The sequence below is a fragment of the Thermogymnomonas acidicola JCM 13583 genome, assembly GCF_001316105.1.
Lineage (GTDB): Archaea > Thermoplasmatota > Thermoplasmata > Thermoplasmatales > Thermoplasmataceae > Thermogymnomonas > Thermogymnomonas acidicola.
On record NZ_BBCP01000008.1, the window covers coordinates 38,792 to 57,224 of the forward strand.

Genomic DNA, 18,433 nt, shown 5'->3' on the forward strand with positions numbered 1-18,433 from the left:
TGCGCTATGATGCTCACCGCAATCTCTTCTGGCGTTACCGCGCCTATGTTCTCCCCCCTATGGGGCGTGGATCCTCTTCAGGAAATCTTCTCCCACTCCAAGGGAGCGGAGCCTCTCGAAGTCGTACTGCACCCTCTTCCTGCTTGCCAGGAGGCCGATGTACCTGAACTTCTTGCCGCTGAGGTCCTTGAGCGTCTGTATGTCCCTCTCGCCCTTGGTTAGGACGACTATATAGTCCCTGTCGGATGTCTGGAACTGCTCAAGCTCGCCCGATAGGCCGGAGATGAGCCTGTCTGGCTGTTCCCTGAGCTGCGGGGGCGTGGTCGAATACCACGACCTCCATACCGATCTTCTTGCCGAGGGCCACAAGGCTGTCCTCTATGTCATCCCTGCCCCCCCCTGGGCCACTATTATCATCCTCTCCCTAGGCAGGTATGGTTCAAGAAACACCTCTATCTGTCCCCCCCCACAGAATGTCTCCACGTAGATCTCGTTCTCCTCCTTCCTCAGCAGGGCCTGGACAGCGGCCTCAGTCTTCTCCAGGTGTATCCTGATTGTTTTAGGCTCCCCCCCTTCCTCAGGACAGAGAGAGACTCATCTATTATTACGGATTCGGGGCATGCACCACCAAGCGTGCCCCCCCACACTATTTCACCGCTCTCAGATATTATCTCCTTGAACCCGGGCTTCGCTATGGAGGAGCCTGATGTGGCCACCACCGTGGCGACCACGAACCTGTCGCCCCCCCTCTTGACCATGTCACTGAGAATGCCCGCGAATTCAGCCGAATCCATGTTTTATGTATTGCCTTCACGGTATTTATCCGTTTACTTGCCTCACTTCTTCTGGGAGCTGGCTTCGCCTAGAGAGACCCTGAGGTTTTCGTAGATCTCCTCCATCTCCTTGGCCAGCTTCTTCGCCTGTTCGGCGATCTTCTGCTTGTTATCCACGAACTTTGGGGGGGTCAGTATTGCCCCCCCTCTCTCGATGGCTCAATGAGCCCCCCCTCCCTCTCAAGGATCCTTAGGGAATACCTGATCTTATGCTCCGGCATCTTTGTGACCTGTGAAATCCTGATTATGCCCGCTGGCTGTTCCCTTAAAAGAGTCGTTATTATGGTTATGTGCCTCTTGACAGTCTCTATGTCATTCTGGATCTCCTTGAATATTGAGTTCTCCAGGTCAACATCCTCCTGCGAGTTGTCGTCAATGACCATGATTACCACATGTCAAACCTGAATAAAATTCCTCGTTTCACTGTTCCATGTTCTCCAGGAGCCGTGTTTTCAGGCATTATCCCGCTATTGTCCCAAGCAGGTAGTGTCTTAGACTAATCACAGGAGCGGTATATTTCTCTGCCTCCATAGTATACTACAAAATTTCCATCAGATTGCACTATCTCCCTTATCTTCCTCCTCCTCTCCTCTATATATTTCTGGAACCTCTCAGGCCTCTCCGAGACCGCCATTATGTTCTTCGCGTTTATGAGCAGGGCGATCTGCAACCTCAGTTGGAACCCCCCCTGTTCCTCCGGAAAATCCTCTACCCTGAACTCCATCGGCACACAATGGCAACACAGTGACTTTAACTTAATGGAGTTGAGGGGGGGAAGACCCCCATTCCGTGAGGGGGGGGCAGTCCACGCCGTCGTGCCCTGTAGCAATGGGTGCCGAGGAGTGTTCACGCCTACGTCAGCGCTGGAGGTCAGTTAGCGTTATCATCGCCGAAGCCATGTGGAAGTATGGAGATCAGGGTAGAGAAGGTCGGGGGGGGTTCAAGTTCAGGTTGCCCTCCTCGCAGTGGCCAAGGATGAGGACTGACGGCATTGTCTATGCGAACGATAGTCTGATGTCCTCAATAAAGAACGATAACTCCCTACTCCAGGTGATGAACGTTGCAACTCTGCCGGGGGGGATCGTTGGACCCTCCATAGGGATGCCCGACATCCACTGGGGGGGGTACGGGTTCCCGATAGGCGGTGTTGCAGCCTTCGATTACGACGAGGGCATAGTATCGCCCGGGGGGGGAGTGGGTTATGATATCAACTGCGGCGTTACCCTGATACGTTCCTCTCTCACCCTGAATGACCTCAGGCCGAAGCTCAAGGAGGTTGTGGACGAGATATTCCGCCTGGTGCCCTCGGGAGTCGGCTCCAAGGGCAGGTACAGCATAGGCCACCAGGACCTGAACAACATCCTTGCAGAGGGCATTGACTGGGCCGTGAACAGGGGGGGATACGCCACCGAAGACGATAGGGAGAAGACTGAAGAGTACGGCAGAATGGAGGGTGCAGACCCCGCGCATGTGTCCTCAGAGGCCAGGAACAGGGGGGGAATACCGCAGATAGGTACGCTCGGTGCCGGGAACCACTTCCTTGAGATCCAGGTGGTCGAGAGGGTCATGGACCCTGGCACAGCCAGGGCATTCGGGATAGAGGAGGGCAAGGTGACTGTGATGATCCACACAGGTTCCAGGGGATTGGGCCACCAGGTTGCAACTGATTACATCAAGAGGCTGAACGAGAGCAGCGACAGCGTGAGGGATGTCCCAGACAGGCAGCTTACCTCTGCATTCCTGAAGAGCAGGATAGCGCAAGAATATATGGGGGGGCCATGAGGCTGCAGCCAACTTCGGCTTCGTCAACAGGCAGCTGATAGTGAACAGCGTGAGAGAAGCATTCAGGAGGGTCATGCACCTCCCGGCGGAAGACCTCGGCCTCGATCTGGTCTACAGCCTGGCTCACAACATAGCCAAGGTGGAAGAGCATGATGTGGATGGGAAAAAAGTTAAGGTGCTCGTGCACCGGAAAGGGGGGGCCACCAGGGCCTTTCCAGCCGGGAGGAAGGAGAACAACAGGAAGTACAGGGAGACCGGCCATCCAGTGCTCATACCGGGGGGGGATATGGGCAGGGCATCGTACGTGCTTGTGGGCCTCCCTGGAAGCCTGTCTGAGAGCTTCGGCAGCTCATGCCACGGTGCCGGCAGGATGCTGAGCAGGTCAAAGGCCACATCCACATACCCCCCCGCATCACGTGTCATCTCAGAGTTAGAGCAAAAGCATATACCTTAGGGCTGCGTCGAAGAAGGTCGTGTCCGAGGAGGCGCCATACAGCTACAAGGATGTGGATGAGGTTGTGGCATCTGTCGCAGGTGCTGGGATCAGCAGGATAGTCTCAAGGCACATACCGTGGGGGGGGTGGTGAAGGGTTGATACATGCAGATTCCATATCAGGTAAGGTCTTCTGGAGGGGGGGGAGTTCCTCCTCGGTACCCTGTACAGGAAGGGGAACTCCCTGTCTTTCAGTGAAGAGCCGGAGATGAAGGTGGAGAGGACCGTTATACCAGCGTTTTTCAATGCACATACCCATCTCGGCGACTCCTTTGTGATGGAAGAACCTGTGGGCACCCTGCCGGAGGTGGTTGGGCCGGGAGGGTTCAAGCAGAGGATGCTTGAGAGTGCCGAGGAAGCCACTCTCTTAAGATCCATGGCAACAGCATTTTCCCACATGCTCAGAACTGGAACATTCGGATTCGCAGATTTCAGGGAGTCTGGGGGGGTCAGGGGGGGATCTCACTGATAAGGAAGGCTCTGCGCAGAAATATGCAGGCTATCATACTGGGCAGGCCATCCTCTGGGGGGGATGAGAGCCTCGAGCATGTTATCTCAATGTGCGATGGCCTCGCACTCAGTGCGATCTCGGACGTGGACCCTGCGCTCCTAGATGCTTCGAGGGACGCATGCAGGAGGATGGGGGGGAAGTTGTTCGCGATACACTTCAACGAGGACAGGAGGGAGGACCTTGAACTACTCCTTTCACTGGAGCCGGATTTCATAGTGCACGGGATCCAGTGCACGAAAGACGAGATGAAGAGGCTTGCGGATGCAGGGATACCAGTGGCCATCACTCCCAGGTCAAACATATTCTATGGAAAGAGGCCGGACTACTCCGCATTTCTGGACTCTGGCGTGACTCTCATGCTGGGCACCGACAACGCAATGGTAAGTGAGCCAGACATGTTCTCTGAGATGGACTTCCTCTACAGGTACCAGAGGGGGCCTGCACAGGATAGGGCCAGAGAAGATAATTTCAATGGCAACCTGGAACGCATACACTCTTCTCGGTTCGGAGCCAAGGGCATTCATAGTATTCATGGGCGATGAAAGTGCCTACGATATAGTCACCAGGGTAGGATGAGATCGTTTGAAACTTTCAGCATTCCATAATTATGACCAATGGTCCGGGGCAGGGGGGGATATTTAATGCTTTCAAGACAATATTTATATTGGAAGGTTTCTTTCGCCTGAAAAGGATAGAGGAGATGTCCTTGAATAGAGCATACGCAACAATCATCTCACTGTTGATGATCGGAAGCATACTGCTTGGTGCCGGTATTGGCCACGCCATAACGCCTCAGATGGGGGCGGTCAGCTACACAGCCTATTATACGTCCAGCGGGAAGGAGGTCGCACCGCTCTCATCTAACGCATCTGTTAACTTCACTACCCTGGCTGGCCAGACCGTTGCCTCACTCCAGGGCCCAGTTAACAAGACGGAGCTCGACTATGGAAATTACACCGTGACTGTTCCCTCGGGCCTGGTGTACGTGAACGGGCAGCCTGCGGTATCACTTGGCCTGAGTGAACTTGTCACAGTTGACAAGCCGAGCCAGTCAATAACGCTGAGCGTGCCTATAGAGAGCCTCGTCCCCGGCACGCTGTATGTCAGTGGGCTGGTGGCAGGCAGCAACGCAACAATTGCGCTCGAGACAGAGAACGGCCTTGAATACTACACTAGCACAGTGACTGCAAACTCCACGGGTGTGGCCAGCCTGACATACTACATGCCATCCACACCCTTCCTTGTGTCGGTCAAGCAGGCTGGCAATACCTATCTGGTCGCCACTGAGCTTACGAGTGGCGTTGCCAGGATAACAGTGCAGCCATCCAGCACGATAAGCGGAATAGTTGAGAGCGTGAGCGGTGCGCCGGTTAAGCCAGTATATGTTGTGGCATACAACAGCACCAGCTCCACATATTCGATTGAAAAATTTACAACATCGTCTTTCGAGATATCACTGAATGACTACTCTGCTTACAGGCTCTTTATTTACTCGCCAGGGTACAACACGTCAACCATATCCCAGATCGTGCCAGGTACTGTGTACACTGTACCGCTTTCACCTGCCCAGTCCTACATATATTATAACTTCTCACTGAACTCGACCCTCCAGGGCCTCAACATCAGCATACACTACAGCCTGGGCAACTACACCACCCTGCCGTTCCTAGCGAACTCCAGCGTGGGCTCGCTGTACTGGCAATTCAGGCTGGACGGCATAACAAGCTCAAGCGCACCCCCCCAAATTGAGCAGTACCTGCTCAGTGAACTTGGCAGGTACACAAACTACACAATGTTCGTCAACAGCAACAACTACAACCTCACATCGGAGAGAGTGGTATCAATTTCCATAGGCACATCTTCCTTCAGCGCCACTGTCAACTACTCCTACTCGAACACCATGATCTCGCCATCACAGAATGTCAGCATCTCACTCTTCACACGCGGTACCCGGTTCACGCCGGGATCCCTGACATATATGTACTCCGTTGCCTATTCGCTGCAGGGCGTAGCATTGGTCAAGTCTAACGTGTCGACCTACACATTCGTGAGCCCAATAGAGGTGGCCCCACAGAGCACGAGCCACTGGGTTTCACTCACACTTGGCCCTGCAAAGAAGCCAATATTCATTGACCCGAAGATAAGCCTGTACTGGCCAAACCAGGTGAGCACAGACTACATCCTGAACTCAACTTACAATAACACAGTCTTCATAGTCCCGAGCGGCATAAGCGTCCACTACAACCTCAGCAAAGCATTCTACAACCCGACAACGGCATCTTACGATATCTCCTCATCAAAGAACATAACATGGATGGTCAACGGCACCGTTGTGCCGCAGGACTATGGCATGTACAATGCATCCCTTACACTTAGAGGCAAAAATATGATCACCGTGAAGGTGGAGAGTGCCTCTGGTGTCTACAACGAGACTAACTTCACCGTCTACGCTTACAACGGCACACCAACAGTAAGGGTCAGCGTGGTGGTCGATGGCAAGACAGTTACACCTACCAGCGGCGTTTACTATGTGCCTCAGAACACCCTGATAAGCATGAGTGCGTACAACTCCAGTGAGGCAGTGCCGGGTACGAGTTACATGGTGCCCCCTAGTTTACAGCTGGAGCCTGCCATCATTCACCAGCACAAGCGAGAACATTACATACTCCTTCAGCAGCCCCCTACATAAAGGTGGGCCTCCAGTACGGCTACATAAATGTCACGAACATTGCAGGCGTTATGGCCCATATGAAACTGACATTCCACGTCAATGACACAACACCTCCAAGTGCAGCCATCACCCTCTACAATGCAACCGGAGTTGTGGAGACTGAACCTGTGGCTGGCCAGAACACAACTCTCTCAGCGAACTCAACCACAGATCCCTATTACCCGTTCAGCCAGCTGACATTCAACTGGACATTCGAGTACAGCAACGGCACTGTGGCCAAACCCGGAAATGACAGCTACCAGATAGTTGCCGGCTCGAACACAAGCTCCTGGATCAAGGTCAGGTTCCTGACCGTGGACAACATGATAGTGTCCCTCAAGGTCACAAACCCATCAGGAGTTTCCGGATATGACAACAAGACCCTCACCATGGTCATAGACACAGCGAGGATAGTGATTAACGGGTTCACAGTTCCCAAGCCGCTGGTGCAGGGAGAGCGCGCAACCATATACGTAAACGTGTCCAACAACGGGACGCTTGAGGCCTATAACTACACAATAACGCTCTACGTCAACGGCGTCCCGGTGGCCACTGAGGAATACCACGACCTTCTGCCCGGCCATTCCGCCAACATCAGCTTTACATGGACCCCCCCATCCGCATCCGGCAACCTACCTCTGGAGTTCAAGGGTTCGACTAGCTCCGAGCCCGCGTTCTTCGCGAACGTTGGTGCCTACACCAAGACCGTGAGCATAGCCCCCCCGCCCGCTTACAGGACACCTGCCATAATAGCAGGCGTTATCGTGGTCGTTATAGTCGTTGGCTACGTCTACTACAGGATATCCTCGAGGCCCAGGGAGCCGCAGAGGCCTGCGAACAAGCAGCAGGAGCAGAAGAAGCCTGAGCAGAAGAAGAAGTGAGACCTTGGACGGGGGGGTGGCATTTTGGCACCCCGTGCGATCCATTTATTGCGTTCAACGGAGACACCCTATACGGGAATGATGCCCTCAGTCGAGGCCCTTCATAATTTTTCTCTCAGTTTGGTGCTGGAACCTCCTCCCGCGGAAAGGATAAGTTCAGAAACCCCCCCGGGGATGTGGTGGATTCAAAACCCAGCTTGAAAGAGAACCGGTGAGGGTTCGAACATCACATCTCCTCCACCGGGATTACGCCGAGGAGGTCGTAGAGGTCCATGAGGATCGACCTGAATGCCCTCACAAGAGTTATCCTCTTTGAGTATTCAGCGTCTGAAGCGTTAAGTATCTGGCAGCTGTTATAGAACTCGTTGAATACCTTCACAAGGTCAAGGGAGTAAGAGGCTATCAGGTCCCCCCCTCAGCGTTTCTTTGGCCTCGGAGAGCACGTACGGGAACCTGTACATCTCCCGGATAAGGCGCCTCTCATCCTCGTTGAACGTGCGTGGGAAGTCCACCAAGTCCCTGCTGGCCTTGCGCAGGAGGCTTGATGCCCGTGCCCCCCCTGCATACATGATGAATGGCGCCGAATCCCCTTCGAAATTGAGAGCCTCGCTCCACCTGAAGACCATGGGCTTGGTTGCACCGATACGCACCATGTTGAACCTTAGCGATGAGACCCCCCCCACGGCCCTTGCGATCTCCCTTAGTTTCTCTTCCCCCCCCAGGTCAGGCCTCTTTTCCTTCACGATACTGTAAGCCTCCTCGACCATCCTCTCCGTGAGCTGCTGCAGTGTAACAATGTTGCCACGCCTTGTTGACATCTTCCCTGTCTCTAGCGATACGTAGGCGTTGAAAACAAACGATATCCTCTGCTTCAGGCCTATTATCTCGCGCAGTATGTACTCCAGTCCCTTGGCGTGGTCCCTGTGGTCCTCCCCCCCCACGACCACCACGAACCAGTCGAACAGGCCTGCCTTGTACATGTGGTATGCCACATCCCTGAGTGGGTACAGTGATGTCCCGTCCTTCCTCGTGAGGTACATCCTCTTCCCCCCCCAGGGACCTGGACGAACAGCGCCCCCCGTCATCGTCGCTCTGCAGCTTCTCCCTGTTGTTCTCTATGATCCTCTTCACGTCCCCGCCGGTTATGAAGTCGCTCTCCCAGGTGTAATCATCGATCTCTATGCCTATTGCCCTCATGGAGCTGCTTATATCGTCCAGAGCCACCTTCGCTGTGGATTTTATGCCCTCTATGAGTTCCCTGTCACCCTCCTCGTACCTCCTTATGAGGGCTTCAACCTCCCTCTCCACCTGTGGGTCCTTCTCCATGTCACGGTATATGGCCTGATAGCACCTGAGTATCTCCTGCAGTGTCTTCTCCCCACTTCCGTATTTCGTGTAGCCGAGGTATAGGGCCATCACCTGCTTGCCAGAATCGTTCACAAAGTACTGTGTTGTTACCCTGTATCCGTACCTCTTGAGCACCCTCTGGAGGGTGTCACCTATTATGGAGTTCCTGGCCCTGCCTATGTGAAGGGGGCCGGTTGGGTTGGTGCTTGTGTGTTCCACCGATACCTTCTCCGATTCCTGAAAAACGTCCGGGAACCTGCCCGACCTCTCTATGCTCTCCGTTATTGTCGAAAGCATGGACCACGGGTCAAGCGTTATGTTTATGTAAGCACCCTCAAGCACGACTTTCTCGACGAACTTCTGTGATTTGAGTGCGGGCTCCAGTGAGGCGAATACGCTCCGCGGGTCAATACCCAGCTTCGAGCTGAGCCTGAAAGTCCTTATGGCAAGGTCTGCCCTACCGGTGTTATCGAACGAGACGTCCCTGGGGGGGTCGAAGGACGGGAATCGGTCGGTCACGATCTTGACAACCCTGTCAAGGAAGTCGTCGAAGAGGAGCATGCCTGCCCATAGTGGATTGCTATAAAATTGTTCTCAGGCCGTTCCCCAGGAGTGCACGCAAGTCTCCGAAGAAAGATGGGTAGCTCTTCGCCACGTGGCCCGGTTCCCTTATCTCGAGATCGCATGAAAGGGCCATGGCAGCGACCGTGTAAGCCATTATGATCCTGTGGTCCCTGGAATCGCATGCCACCCTACCCGGCTTCTCTCCCCCCCTTCGGATGCTGATACAGCCATCGCTAACATCCACCCTGGCACCGAACCTCCTAGCCATATCCAGTATAGAGGCTACCCTGTCACTCTCCTTGTACCTGAGCCTCCCGTAGTTCAGGATCCTTGCCCCCCCTCCACAGTTGATATTCCGATGGCCGCAGCAACGGGCGCCAGGTCCGGTGTCCTGTCAGCGTCGACCTCTATCCCGCCCGTGCTGCCACCGCTCACCACAAGGACGTCTCTGTCCCAGACCGCAAGTCCGTTCCTTTCAAGCCACCTGACCAGGGCACTGTCTGGCTGAACGCTCTGCCTGTTCAGGCCAGAGACCCTGACCTCCGAGCCGTCGAGGAGTGAAGTGGCTGACACGATAAAGGATACGGAGGAGTAGTCACCCTCAACATGGAATGTGCCCGGAGACCTGACGTCACCGTGCATCTCCACACCCTTCCCTGTCACGCCCACCCTCATGCCGAAGGACCTGAGCACCTCTGCGGTGACCTCCACATACTCCATGGACGGTGGCCTCTCAAGGAAGCGGATCACGGTTCCCCCCCTCTGGCCTGAAAGTGCGTAGAAGAGCATCATCGAGCTCACGAACTGTGAGCTCTCCATGGCCGCTGCATCCACGGGCGATGGCAGAACACGGGAAGCATCCATACGGAGGAAGCCGTCTCCCTTGGGGGGGCTGAAAGATACACCGCACCTGGAGAGCGCTTCCAAGAGCCATCCGATGGGCCTCCTGGAGAGTGATGGCTCCCCCCCGTTAAAGTCAACGGTGCAGCCCATTGCTGCCAGAAGGCCCATGGCCAGCCTGTATGTGGTCCCAGATTCGCCCACATAGACACTGCCAGGGCACCTGAAGTCTGGGGGGGTTATGCGGACCCCCCCACTGCCCTCCTCGCGTATGGAAGACCCCCCCGCAGCCCTTGCAACACCCTCAGATACAATCTCATCGTCACACCCGGAAACCGGTGTGACAAGGGTTTCACCACCGATAGCGCTTGAAAGCAGAATGGCCCTCTGGGAGTAGCTCTTCGAAGATGGGGCCACCAGTGATCCGGAGAGCCTGGGCGAAGAGAACGAGAGGATCATATGTGCTCAACCCAGATGCCGCTGTTCTTGAACCTTGACCGCTTCACCCTGCGGCCCTTGGATTCGAGGATGGATGCACACCTCTCCATGTCCCTTCGTTCCTGAAGACGCCGACACTGCGGGCCCCCCCTTACCGCTCTGGCAGGCATGCGTGGCAGAGTTGAGGAGCATGGTAGATATGGCATCCCCCCCGTCCGATCCCTCGATGAGACTGCACAGGTACCCGTCAATGACCATAGCCTCCAGGAACTCCCTCCTCATCAGCAGGTTCTCCACCGCCCTCCAGGCCCTCCTCATCTTCCTGTACTCATCGACCCTGGCGCTGTACGAGATCCTCCGGTCGCTGGACTCTACAACAAGCACTGGCAGGTCTGGCATCCTGTCGGTGAAGATGATCCTGTTGGAGGCGTTGTCCGTCACAGATACCCCCCCGCCGTAGTATATTGCGGAGAGGTCGTCAAGCGCACCTGTCACAGAGAGCCCGAGCCTCACAGACGCTTCCGCACAGAGCCTCAGGAGTTCCTCTCCTTCCAGCTCAGCTCCCAGCAGCCTAGAAACCCCCCCTATCATGGCGGAGAGCACCAGCGCGCTGCTGCTCTTGAGGCCCTGTGCCTCCGGTATCCTGTCCACCACCTCGAAGTGAAATTCACCGCCCACGGAGAATGCCCTGCTGCACTCCCTGGAGAGGCCCCCCCTCAGTTCCCCCGGGTCCCCCCCTGCTCACATCCATGGTGAAAGGCAGGTCGATCTTTGCCGCAGAGCCCAGGGCACCGGAAAACGCGCACGACACTGTCACCGCAGCATCAGCGTGCACGCGCACAGACTCAACCAAGGGCACTCAGCCTCCTGAAGAGGGTGTCTGCCAGCCCTTCGGCAGCCCTGATCCCCGTTACTATCCGGAATGCCTCCAGTGCCTGATATATGAGCATCCAGAGGCCCGAGACCGCCGTACCGCCTGCATTCCTGACTCTCCTGAGAAACTGCGTGTCGACAGGGTTGTAGACCAGGTCAATGCCCACAATGCCAGCGTGGAGGCGAAAGCCCTCGAACGGGTCCGAAGCGCTGTTGGGCCACATCCCCCCCACGGGTGTGCAGTTTATCAGGACATCGAACTCCATCGACCTTGCTGTCCCGTAATCAACCGCCCTGGCACCCCCCCATTCACTGTCTCCCGGAGACCTCGAGATCAGTGTCACGTCAGACCCCCCCACCAGTGCAGCGGTAACCGCCCTGGCAGCACCCCCCCCTGTACCGGCCACAGCCACCCTCTTTCCCCCCCTGAGGTCGAGAGCATGCTTCCTGCACATGTCCGTGAAGCCCTGCAGGTCCGTGTTGTAGCCGATCAGCCTCCCGTCGTTCACGGTGACCAGGTTAACGGCACCTGACATTCGTGCGGAGCTGTCGATCTCGTGAAGGAAGCGCATGCTTGAGACCTTGTGCGGCACCGTGACGTTGAACCATGAAAAATTCCTGGATGCCCTCCTGAAGAAGGTCGGGACGAACTCTGGCCTTATGTCCACAGGAAGGTAATCGATCTCTACGCCGTAGATGCGCTCCAAACTGCTGTATATATAGGGGCTCCAGGTGTGCGAGACCGGGTGACCTATGATACCTGATAGCATGCTAATGGGAGATGCCTCCCTGGTTTTGAATGTATTCCCTGAGCACCCTCCTGGCCTGATCCTGGGAGAGAGGCATCTCAGATACCGTGTTCGATTGGGCAGGCACGTAGAACCTGATCGTTCCAGAGGTTGTCTTCTTGTCGTTCATCATGTACCTGACAAGGCCATCTACCCTGTACTCCGAGAGGTCAGGCAGCCTTATCCCGTACATGGAGATGAGATCGGCTATCTTGTCATGCGTGCCCCCGCGGAGTGATTCCGTACCTCTGGCCCGCAAATGATTCCACGAGCATGCCCAGGGCCACGGCCTCACCGTGGCCTATGCTGTTCCCCCCCGATGCGGCCTCCAGGGCATGACCCACGGTGTGCCCGAAGTTCAGGGCCGCCCTGAGGCCAGACCGGTCACGGTAATCACCAGCTGTGACCGAGGCCTTGTACTTCACGGACCAGGAGACTATGTCCATGAGGGCCTGCTCTGACCTCAGCTTCGAGAGGCCGCCTGCTTCCGAGAGGAGTGCCCCGATTCTCTGCTCACCTATGAATGCGTACTTTATGACCTCCGGTAGGCCGTTCCTCAGCACCTCGTCGGGGGGGGCAGATAGCAGGAACGAGATCTCGTCCAGTATTACCCTGGCTGGTAGAATGTCCCGATGACATTCTTCACGCCTGCGAAGTTTATGCCGTTCTTTCCGCCCACAGAGCTGTCCACCTGTGCCAGAAGGGTCGTTGGAACGGCGAGGAGGTCTATGCCCCCCCTCTTGTATGTCGCGGCAACAAAACCTGCCAGGTCCCCCCCACAGTCCCGCCGCCTATGTATATGAGGAGGGAGTGCCTGTCCACCTCCCTCTCCACAAGCACCCTCATTATCTTCTGATAGTTCTTGATCGATTTCAGCGACTCCCCCCCGTCCTGTACGTTGAGCACCACCGTGTTCTTGTCGAGTGTCTCGAGCCTGGGCATTATGCTGCTGTAGAGCGAGGCCACCCTGGAGCTCACCATCAGGACGAGCGAGGTGTAGGATGAGGCGATCTCGACCGTGTGCTCTATGACTCCCCTGCCTATGATCGCCTCCGTCTTGCCACCCTCGTTCTCAATTATGACCTTCTGGCCCTCAATGGAAGCCATTGCGTGATATTATGTGACACCTTAACTTAAATTTAGTTGCGCAGGTGAAACCCACCCTGAGATCTGCCTACCGAAATTCTGTATACAGTGCTGGATTTCGCAGTTCCGGTGGAGGAAACGTTGATATAATGAGATTCCCTAGTCAAGGCCGGTAGATCCCATTGGGTTTCAGGGGGGGTTTAACTCCCTACGACGAAATAGACGTTGATGGATTCACAAAGATCGGCAACCACGGGATGATTGCCAACAACCGTTCTGCTGCCCTGGTGAGCATGAACGGCACAATCGACTGGGCGTGCCTGCCCAACTTCAACTCACCCCCCCCGTATTCTTCTCGATACTGGACAGGAAGAAGGGGGGGGCTATTTCCGCATCACGCCCCCCCTGGACACCTCCAACCTCTATGTCCACCAGTCATACAAGGACTTCACTAACGTACTGATCACGGAGTTCGTGAGGAACAACAAGGTCATACTGAGGATAACGGACTTCATGCCCACATCGGAGTACTCCACCATCAGTTTTCCAGAGATACACAGGCTTGTGGAGACGCTCTCGGAGGAGGTGGATGTTGAGGTATCATTCAAGGTGGCCTTCGACTACGGCAGGAAGAGTGCAAGGATAGAGGAGAGGAAGCACGGCTACGTGTTCAAGGACACCAGGGAGAGCGTTGGCCTCGCCCTACCCTTCAAGCTGGAGAGGTTCAATGACAGGCTCAGCGGCACACTGCACCTGCCCAGGAGGAGTGCGAACTGGTTCGTGGCACTCCACGGTGTGGACCACATAGGAAAGATATCTGACTACAAGTCCTACGAGAGGCTCGAGGAAACTGTGAACTACTGGCAGAAGTGGTGCAACCAGAGCACCTATAACGGCCTCTACCACGGGGATGTCATCAGATCCGCACTTACCCTGAAGGGCCTGTTCTACGAGCCAACCGGCCTGATGGTTGCCGCACCCACGACGAGCCTCCCGGAGTGTGTGGGTGGAGAGAGGAACTGGGATTACAGGTACACTTGGATAAGGGACACCGCATACGTCATAGAGGCCCTGGCAATGATAGGCTACAAGAGGGAGGCCACCAAGTTCCTCTATGACCTGATGCACATAATAGAGAGGGAGGGCAGGATAAGGACAATATACAGCATAAACGAGGATTCGAACCTGAACGAGGAGGAACTCGACCTCGAGGGGGGTACAGGTTCTCGAGGCCAGTCAGGATAGGTAACAAGGCCTCTGAGCAGCTCCAGCTGGACGAGTACGGGTCCATAATAAATGCAGTGTACCACCTGCACAAGATAGGGGGGGCCTCATAAACTCCTACCTGTGGGACTTCGTTGGGGGGGAGACCCTTGACAAGATCTCGAAGATATGGAGGAACCCGGATTCGAGCATATGGGAGTTCAGGACAGAGCCCAAACACTATGTCTATTCCAAGCTGATGTGCTGGGTTGCGTTCACGAGGGCAATAGAGATGGGCAGGGAGGAGGGGGGTTCTCCGGGCCCTACAGGAAGTGGAAGGCCACGGCAGACGAGATCAAGGAGGACATACTCAGGAACGGTTATGACCCTGAGCTGAACAGCTTCACGCAGTACTACGGGTCGAAGAGCGTGGACGCGGCTCTCCTCAGGATACCCATGGTGGGCTTCCTGCCTCCGGATGACCCGAGGATAACGGGCACTGTTGAGAGGATAGAGAAGGAACTGATGGTCAGGAACTTCCTCTTCAAGAGGTACACCGAAGACGATGGCTTCGCATGCCCAGACAACCCGTTCCTCCTCCTCTCCTTCTGGTATGTGGAGGACCTAATCATACTGAACAGGGTGGAGGAGGCAAAGGAAGTGTTCGAATCGCTGCTTGACAAGGCCAATGTCCTGGGGGGGCTCTTCTCCGAGGAGGTGGACCTGAACACGGGAGAGCTCATAGGCAACTTCCCGCAGGCCATAACCCACCTCGGCGTGATCAGGGTTGCCACAAAGCTCAACGAGGTGCTCAAGAGGAAGAACGGGAAGAGCGGGAATTCCATCGACACCAGGAAGATAATAGACTTTTCCAGGTACTACTGATAGACCTCCTCGCTCTTCTCGTATATGTGGCACCACACGCTGTGGTCACCATCCAGGGCCGTGGGTGCTGGCTCCACACTGCACTTCTCAAATGCCGATGGGCACACCTTCCTGAAAATGCAGCCTCCCTCCGTGCTCACATGCCCGCCTGCAACGCTGTCTGATGCCTGTATCTCAGACCTCTGTATGCCCAGCACGCTCCCGGTGAGCACCCTGGTGTACGGGTGGGCCGGTGACGAGAGCACGGTCTTCGTCTCCCCCCGCACTCCACCACCTTCCCGTAGTACAGCACGGACACCCTGTTGCACATGAAGCGTATGACGTTTATGTCATGTGATATGTAGATGAATGTGATGGACATTGACCTCCTGAGGTCCCTGAGTAGGTTGAGTATCTCCGCCTGGATACTCACATCTAGCGAGCTTGTGGGTTCGTCCAGGATCAGGATCTTCTTCGGTGCAACGAGTGCACGGGCTATGGAGACCCTCTGCTTCTCACCTCCGCTCAGCTGTCCTGGATAGGACCACAGTTTGCCCTGAGGGATCCCCCCCACCTGCCTGGATATCTCAACTATCCTCTCCTCGTAGCGGTCCTTCGGCACATCTGAATTTATGAGCCCTGCCCTTATTATCCTGTACACCGGCTCCCGGGGGTTAAGTGAACCCACAGGGTCCTGGAACACTATGCCTATGTTCCTCCTTGCTAGGCTGACGTCCTTGCTCGAAGAGTAATCGATCTCCCTCCCTTCAAGGTAAATGCTTCCTGAGGTCGGCCTGTTTATGCCCAATATGGTCTTAGCAAGTGTGGACTTGCCTGAGCCTGTTTCCCCCCCCACTATGCCGTAGGAATCTCCGCGCCTCACGCCCAACGAGACGCCCTTGAGGGCCTCGGTGAAGCCCCCCCTACCCTTAACCCTGAACCTGACAACCAGGTCCCTAACATCGAGTATGTATTCACCTGGCATACAACCAGCACTTCACCATCCTGTCATTGACAGTTACATCTGGAGGCATGCTGACGCACTTCTCGAAGGAGAGCGGGCAGCGCGGCTGGAACGGGCAGCCAGGGGGGGCAGGTGCCTGAGGTCCGGAGGTTCCCCCTGCGATACCGGGAGGTCAGGTGAATCGTAAAAGCCATGCGGTATAGAGGACATCAGCGTCTTCGTGTACGGGTGCATGGGCCTCTCGATTATCTCCTCCGCGGGCCCAGATTCCAGAACCCTCCCTGCGTACATAACGTATATCCTGTCACACAGCTGGGCTGCCACAGATATGTCGTGCGTAATTATTAGAAGGCTAACCCCCCCAGTCTCCCGCCTGATCTTCTCAATGAGGGATATTATCTTCAGCTGGACCAGGCATCCAGGCCGGTCGTTGGCTCATCCATTATGAGCAGTTCAGGTTCCTGCAGGAGCGCCGAGGCTATCGCTACCCTCTGCCTCATGCCCCCCCGGAGAGCTGGTGGGGGGTACTTTTCCAGTATGCCCTCTGGGTTCTCTATGTTCATATCTGCCAGTGTGCGCACTATCCTCTTCAGGGCCTCCTTCCTCCTCCCCCCCTTCTGCGTCACTCCCGGATCCTTTACCGAAAGGGATTCCATGAGCTGAAAGCCTACCGTGTACACGGGGTTGAGGGACACCAGTGGCTCCTGGAACACCATAGACACGCCCCTGCCCCCTGAACCTGTTGCCACCCTCCTTGAGGGTCGGCCCGACCTTTTCGTTCTTGAACCTTATCGCCCCCCCGGATTCGTGCACGGCGGGTGGAGAATCCAGGAGGCCCATGATGGCGTTCGCAAGGGTCGACTTGCCAGAACCGCTCTCGCCAACAATGCCGACCCTCTCGCCCTTCCTCACTTCCATGTTTATGTCCCTGAGAACAGGCAACCTCTGGCCGTCGGATAAGAAACTCACGTTGAGGTTTTCCACGGCCACTATGCTGTCGTTCAACTCACCCATCCTGTAGCCTTCAACATACATAAGGCCTGCTATCACCCCCCCCTAGTTCAGGTCGCTGGCCTCCACGGACCTGACCTTTATGTCCCTCTTGGCCAGTTCAGGAAGAAGAGCTTCGGAGGGACTATCTGCTCCGGAGGCTTCACGCCCTTCCCCCCCTTTATTGTGCCCGAGGCCACCATCTGTGCAACTATTGATCCCGGCACGCCCACCTGTTTCTGCGATGCCGACATCCTCAGCCTCTCGTCATACTTAAAGTCAACAGTGATCACGACCCTCTTCTCCCTTCCAGCTTCCTTGCCCCCCCTTACCTCCACAACAGTCCTCTCATAGTCCATGACCTGGATGCCCTCTGGCGGCGTGAGCTTGCCCTGCTGCCTCAGGAAGTTTATGAAGAATTCCCTAGGCACTATCTCGGCACCATTGACCTTGACCTTCTCCGTGGAGCCGAAGCCCATGTCCACAACCTGCTTCAGGAGCAGTATATCCCTGCTGCCCTCCAGCCACTCCACGTACCTTATGCCCTTCTGCCTGAAACTCTCAGGCATGGTCGCTATCTCAGAGTGCAGTGTCCTGTAAACTGCAAACTGCCCTATTTCAGGGCCGAAGTCATAGACCTCAGACCTTGAGAGGGGGGGAGGGCTCTCCACGAACTTGCCGTCCTCGAAGTGGACGGCGTTCATGGTCATCTCGTCAATCATTGTCAGCGGTGACCATGTGAACAAGTACGGGGCGTTTGGCGTCCTGTCCGCCCACCCGTCCCTTATTACCACGCTCTCTGCGGTATCCATCCTGTTCACCGCATAAGATGCCGCCACGGAGGATATGCCCGGCTGTGCCCCCCCATCCCTATTATGGCCAGCACACCCTCCCTGGCGAAGGTGTCGTCGAGCTCCATCTGTTTCCTTGTCATGTGGAACAGGCCGCCGAAGTCTATGTATGGCACCTTCGCCTGCAGGCAGGCCTTCATGACGTCCAGGTTGAAGTAATACTGCGCCGCGTTTATCACCACGTCCGAGCCCTTCAGGGTCCTGGAGAGCTCCTCGTGGTTCCTGATGTCCACCCGCCTGAATGATACCCTGGGGGTCCTCAAACCTCTTCTCCTGGAGGTCAATGACCTGGATGTGCTCTGTATCCTTGCTGGCCAGGAGATCCCTTATGGCCGCGCTCCCAGTGATCCCAGAGCCTCCCACCACGGCAAACTTCATACTTGTTTACAGTGTATTGACAAATAAATAGTTGTCG

Annotated in this window: 22 protein-coding genes and 5 pseudogenes; 6 read left to right on the plus strand and 21 right to left on the minus strand. The window is 55.8% G+C overall.

The window, feature by feature from the left end; genetic code table 11:
- Positions 1 to 57: 57 nt before the first annotated feature.
- From JCM13583_RS07820 to JCM13583_RS07835, 4 genes and pseudogenes are all read right to left on the minus strand, one after another.
- A complete protein-coding gene (locus tag JCM13583_RS07820) occupies positions 58 to 369 on the minus strand; it encodes an XdhC family protein (protein WP_075057281.1) in 312 nt (103 codons plus the stop codon).
- 137 nt (positions 370 to 506) lie between these two features.
- A complete protein-coding gene (locus JCM13583_RS07825) occupies positions 507 to 794 on the minus strand; it encodes an XdhC family protein (protein WP_075057282.1) in 288 nt (95 codons plus the stop codon).
- Between the two features lie 42 nt (positions 795 to 836).
- Positions 837 to 1,216, minus strand: a pseudogene (locus JCM13583_RS07830) (transcriptional regulator).
- A 113-nt stretch (positions 1,217 to 1,329) separates the two neighbouring features.
- The gene (locus JCM13583_RS07835; protein ID WP_075057283.1) at positions 1,330 to 1,557 is read right to left on the minus strand and encodes a hypothetical protein; all 228 of its coding nucleotides are present in this window, start codon (positions 1,555 to 1,557) and stop codon (positions 1,330 to 1,332) included.
- Between the two features lie 173 nt (positions 1,558 to 1,730).
- On the opposite strand from JCM13583_RS07835, the pseudogene JCM13583_RS07840 reads away from it, so the two are divergent.
- The 5 genes and pseudogenes from JCM13583_RS07840 to JCM13583_RS07860 all read left to right on the plus strand — a co-directional run bounded on the left by JCM13583_RS07840 (position 1,731) and on the right by JCM13583_RS07860 (position 7,210).
- Positions 1,731 to 3,202, plus strand: a pseudogene (locus JCM13583_RS07840) (RtcB family protein).
- Between the two features lie 120 nt (positions 3,203 to 3,322).
- Complete coding sequence (locus JCM13583_RS07845; RefSeq protein ID WP_171823522.1) at positions 3,323 to 3,577, plus strand: amidohydrolase family protein; 255 nt, start codon at positions 3,323 to 3,325, stop codon at positions 3,575 to 3,577.
- A 23-nt stretch (positions 3,578 to 3,600) separates the two neighbouring features.
- The gene (locus JCM13583_RS07850) at positions 3,601 to 4,161 is read left to right on the plus strand and encodes an amidohydrolase family protein (protein ID WP_075057285.1); all 561 of its coding nucleotides are present in this window, start codon (positions 3,601 to 3,603) and stop codon (positions 4,159 to 4,161) included.
- Between the two features lie 122 nt (positions 4,162 to 4,283).
- Complete coding sequence (locus tag JCM13583_RS07855) at positions 4,284 to 6,308, plus strand: hypothetical protein (protein ID WP_075057286.1); 2,025 nt, start codon at positions 4,284 to 4,286, stop codon at positions 6,306 to 6,308.
- A gap of 2 nt (positions 6,309 to 6,310) precedes the next feature.
- The gene (locus JCM13583_RS07860) at positions 6,311 to 7,210 is read left to right on the plus strand and encodes a hypothetical protein (protein WP_075057287.1); all 900 of its coding nucleotides are present in this window, start codon (positions 6,311 to 6,313) and stop codon (positions 7,208 to 7,210) included.
- Between the two features lie 226 nt (positions 7,211 to 7,436).
- Here the strand turns inward: JCM13583_RS07860 and JCM13583_RS12720 are convergent, their stop codons facing one another.
- From JCM13583_RS12720 to JCM13583_RS12730, 11 genes are read right to left on the minus strand one after another with little or no spacing between them, the layout of a single operon-like run.
- Entirely contained in the window at positions 7,437 to 7,589 is a 153-nt protein-coding gene (locus JCM13583_RS12720; protein ID WP_171823523.1) for a hypothetical protein, read from the minus strand.
- A 4-nt stretch (positions 7,590 to 7,593) separates the two neighbouring features.
- Positions 7,594 to 7,977 carry a hypothetical protein gene (locus tag JCM13583_RS14045; protein WP_171823516.1) on the minus strand — a complete coding sequence of 128 codons (384 nt, stop codon included), beginning with the start codon at positions 7,975 to 7,977 and terminating at the stop codon, positions 7,594 to 7,596.
- The gene (gene argS / locus JCM13583_RS07865) at positions 7,934 to 9,118 is read right to left on the minus strand and encodes an arginine--tRNA ligase (protein WP_162509613.1); all 1,185 of its coding nucleotides are present in this window, start codon (positions 9,116 to 9,118) and stop codon (positions 7,934 to 7,936) included. The genes JCM13583_RS14045 and argS overlap by 44 nt, the downstream gene beginning before the upstream one ends.
- 19 nt (positions 9,119 to 9,137) lie before the next feature.
- Positions 9,138 to 9,473 (minus strand): hypothetical protein, encoded by a 336-nt coding sequence (locus JCM13583_RS07870; RefSeq protein ID WP_162509614.1) that lies wholly within the window; start codon positions 9,471 to 9,473, stop codon positions 9,138 to 9,140.
- Positions 9,443 to 10,420, minus strand: a complete 978-nt coding sequence (locus JCM13583_RS07875; protein WP_075057289.1) for a hypothetical protein — start codon at positions 10,418 to 10,420, stop codon at positions 9,443 to 9,445. The genes JCM13583_RS07870 and JCM13583_RS07875 overlap by 31 nt, the downstream gene beginning before the upstream one ends.
- A gap of 6 nt (positions 10,421 to 10,426) precedes the next feature.
- Positions 10,427 to 11,077, minus strand: coding sequence for a hypothetical protein (locus JCM13583_RS07880; protein WP_075057290.1), 651 nt, complete (start codon positions 11,075 to 11,077; stop codon positions 10,427 to 10,429).
- Complete coding sequence (locus JCM13583_RS07885; RefSeq protein ID WP_171823524.1) at positions 11,067 to 11,252, minus strand: hypothetical protein; 186 nt, start codon at positions 11,250 to 11,252, stop codon at positions 11,067 to 11,069. Before JCM13583_RS07885 ends, JCM13583_RS07880 begins: the two co-directional genes overlap by 11 nt.
- Positions 11,245 to 12,042, minus strand: coding sequence for a hypothetical protein (locus tag JCM13583_RS07890; RefSeq protein ID WP_075057292.1), 798 nt, complete (start codon positions 12,040 to 12,042; stop codon positions 11,245 to 11,247). Before JCM13583_RS07890 ends, JCM13583_RS07885 begins: the two co-directional genes overlap by 8 nt.
- A gap of 1 nt (position 12,043) precedes the next feature.
- Positions 12,044 to 12,319, minus strand: a complete 276-nt coding sequence (locus JCM13583_RS07895; RefSeq protein ID WP_162509616.1) for a 3-dehydroquinate synthase — start codon at positions 12,317 to 12,319, stop codon at positions 12,044 to 12,046.
- Positions 12,276 to 12,686 carry a 3-dehydroquinate synthase gene (locus JCM13583_RS07900; RefSeq protein WP_162509617.1) on the minus strand — a complete coding sequence of 137 codons (411 nt, stop codon included), beginning with the start codon at positions 12,684 to 12,686 and terminating at the stop codon, positions 12,276 to 12,278. The genes JCM13583_RS07895 and JCM13583_RS07900 overlap by 44 nt, the downstream gene beginning before the upstream one ends.
- A complete protein-coding gene (locus JCM13583_RS12730) occupies positions 12,668 to 12,931 on the minus strand; it encodes a 3-dehydroquinate synthase (protein ID WP_162509641.1) in 264 nt (87 codons plus the stop codon). The genes JCM13583_RS07900 and JCM13583_RS12730 overlap by 19 nt, the downstream gene beginning before the upstream one ends.
- 472 nt (positions 12,932 to 13,403) lie before the next feature.
- Here JCM13583_RS12730 and JCM13583_RS14050 point away from each other — a divergent pair.
- A pseudogene (locus JCM13583_RS14050) lies at positions 13,404 to 15,234 on the plus strand (glycoside hydrolase family 15 protein).
- Here the strand turns inward: JCM13583_RS14050 and JCM13583_RS12740 are convergent.
- From JCM13583_RS12740 to JCM13583_RS07940, 6 genes and pseudogenes are all read right to left on the minus strand, one after another.
- Positions 15,228 to 15,479, minus strand: a complete 252-nt coding sequence (locus JCM13583_RS12740) for a hypothetical protein (RefSeq protein ID WP_171823525.1) — start codon at positions 15,477 to 15,479, stop codon at positions 15,228 to 15,230. The pseudogene JCM13583_RS14050 and the gene JCM13583_RS12740 overlap by 7 nt on opposite strands.
- Positions 15,371 to 16,198 (minus strand): dipeptide/oligopeptide/nickel ABC transporter ATP-binding protein, encoded by an 828-nt coding sequence (locus JCM13583_RS07930; protein ID WP_162509619.1) that lies wholly within the window; start codon positions 16,196 to 16,198, stop codon positions 15,371 to 15,373. Before JCM13583_RS07930 ends, JCM13583_RS12740 begins: the two co-directional genes overlap by 109 nt.
- Before the next feature lie 33 nt (positions 16,199 to 16,231).
- Complete coding sequence (locus JCM13583_RS12745; protein WP_162509620.1) at positions 16,232 to 16,501, minus strand: hypothetical protein; 270 nt, start codon at positions 16,499 to 16,501, stop codon at positions 16,232 to 16,234.
- A 77-nt stretch (positions 16,502 to 16,578) separates the two neighbouring features.
- Positions 16,579 to 16,872, minus strand: coding sequence for an ATP-binding cassette domain-containing protein (locus JCM13583_RS14055; RefSeq protein WP_171823526.1), 294 nt, complete (start codon positions 16,870 to 16,872; stop codon positions 16,579 to 16,581).
- Between the two features lie 145 nt (positions 16,873 to 17,017).
- Positions 17,018 to 17,212, minus strand: a pseudogene (locus tag JCM13583_RS14365) (ATP-binding cassette domain-containing protein); the annotation flags it as partial.
- Positions 17,213 to 17,233: 21 nt separating this feature from the next.
- Positions 17,234 to 18,396 (minus strand): annotated as a pseudogene (locus JCM13583_RS07940) (saccharopine dehydrogenase NADP-binding domain-containing protein).
- Between the last annotated feature and the right edge of the window lie 37 nt (positions 18,397 to 18,433).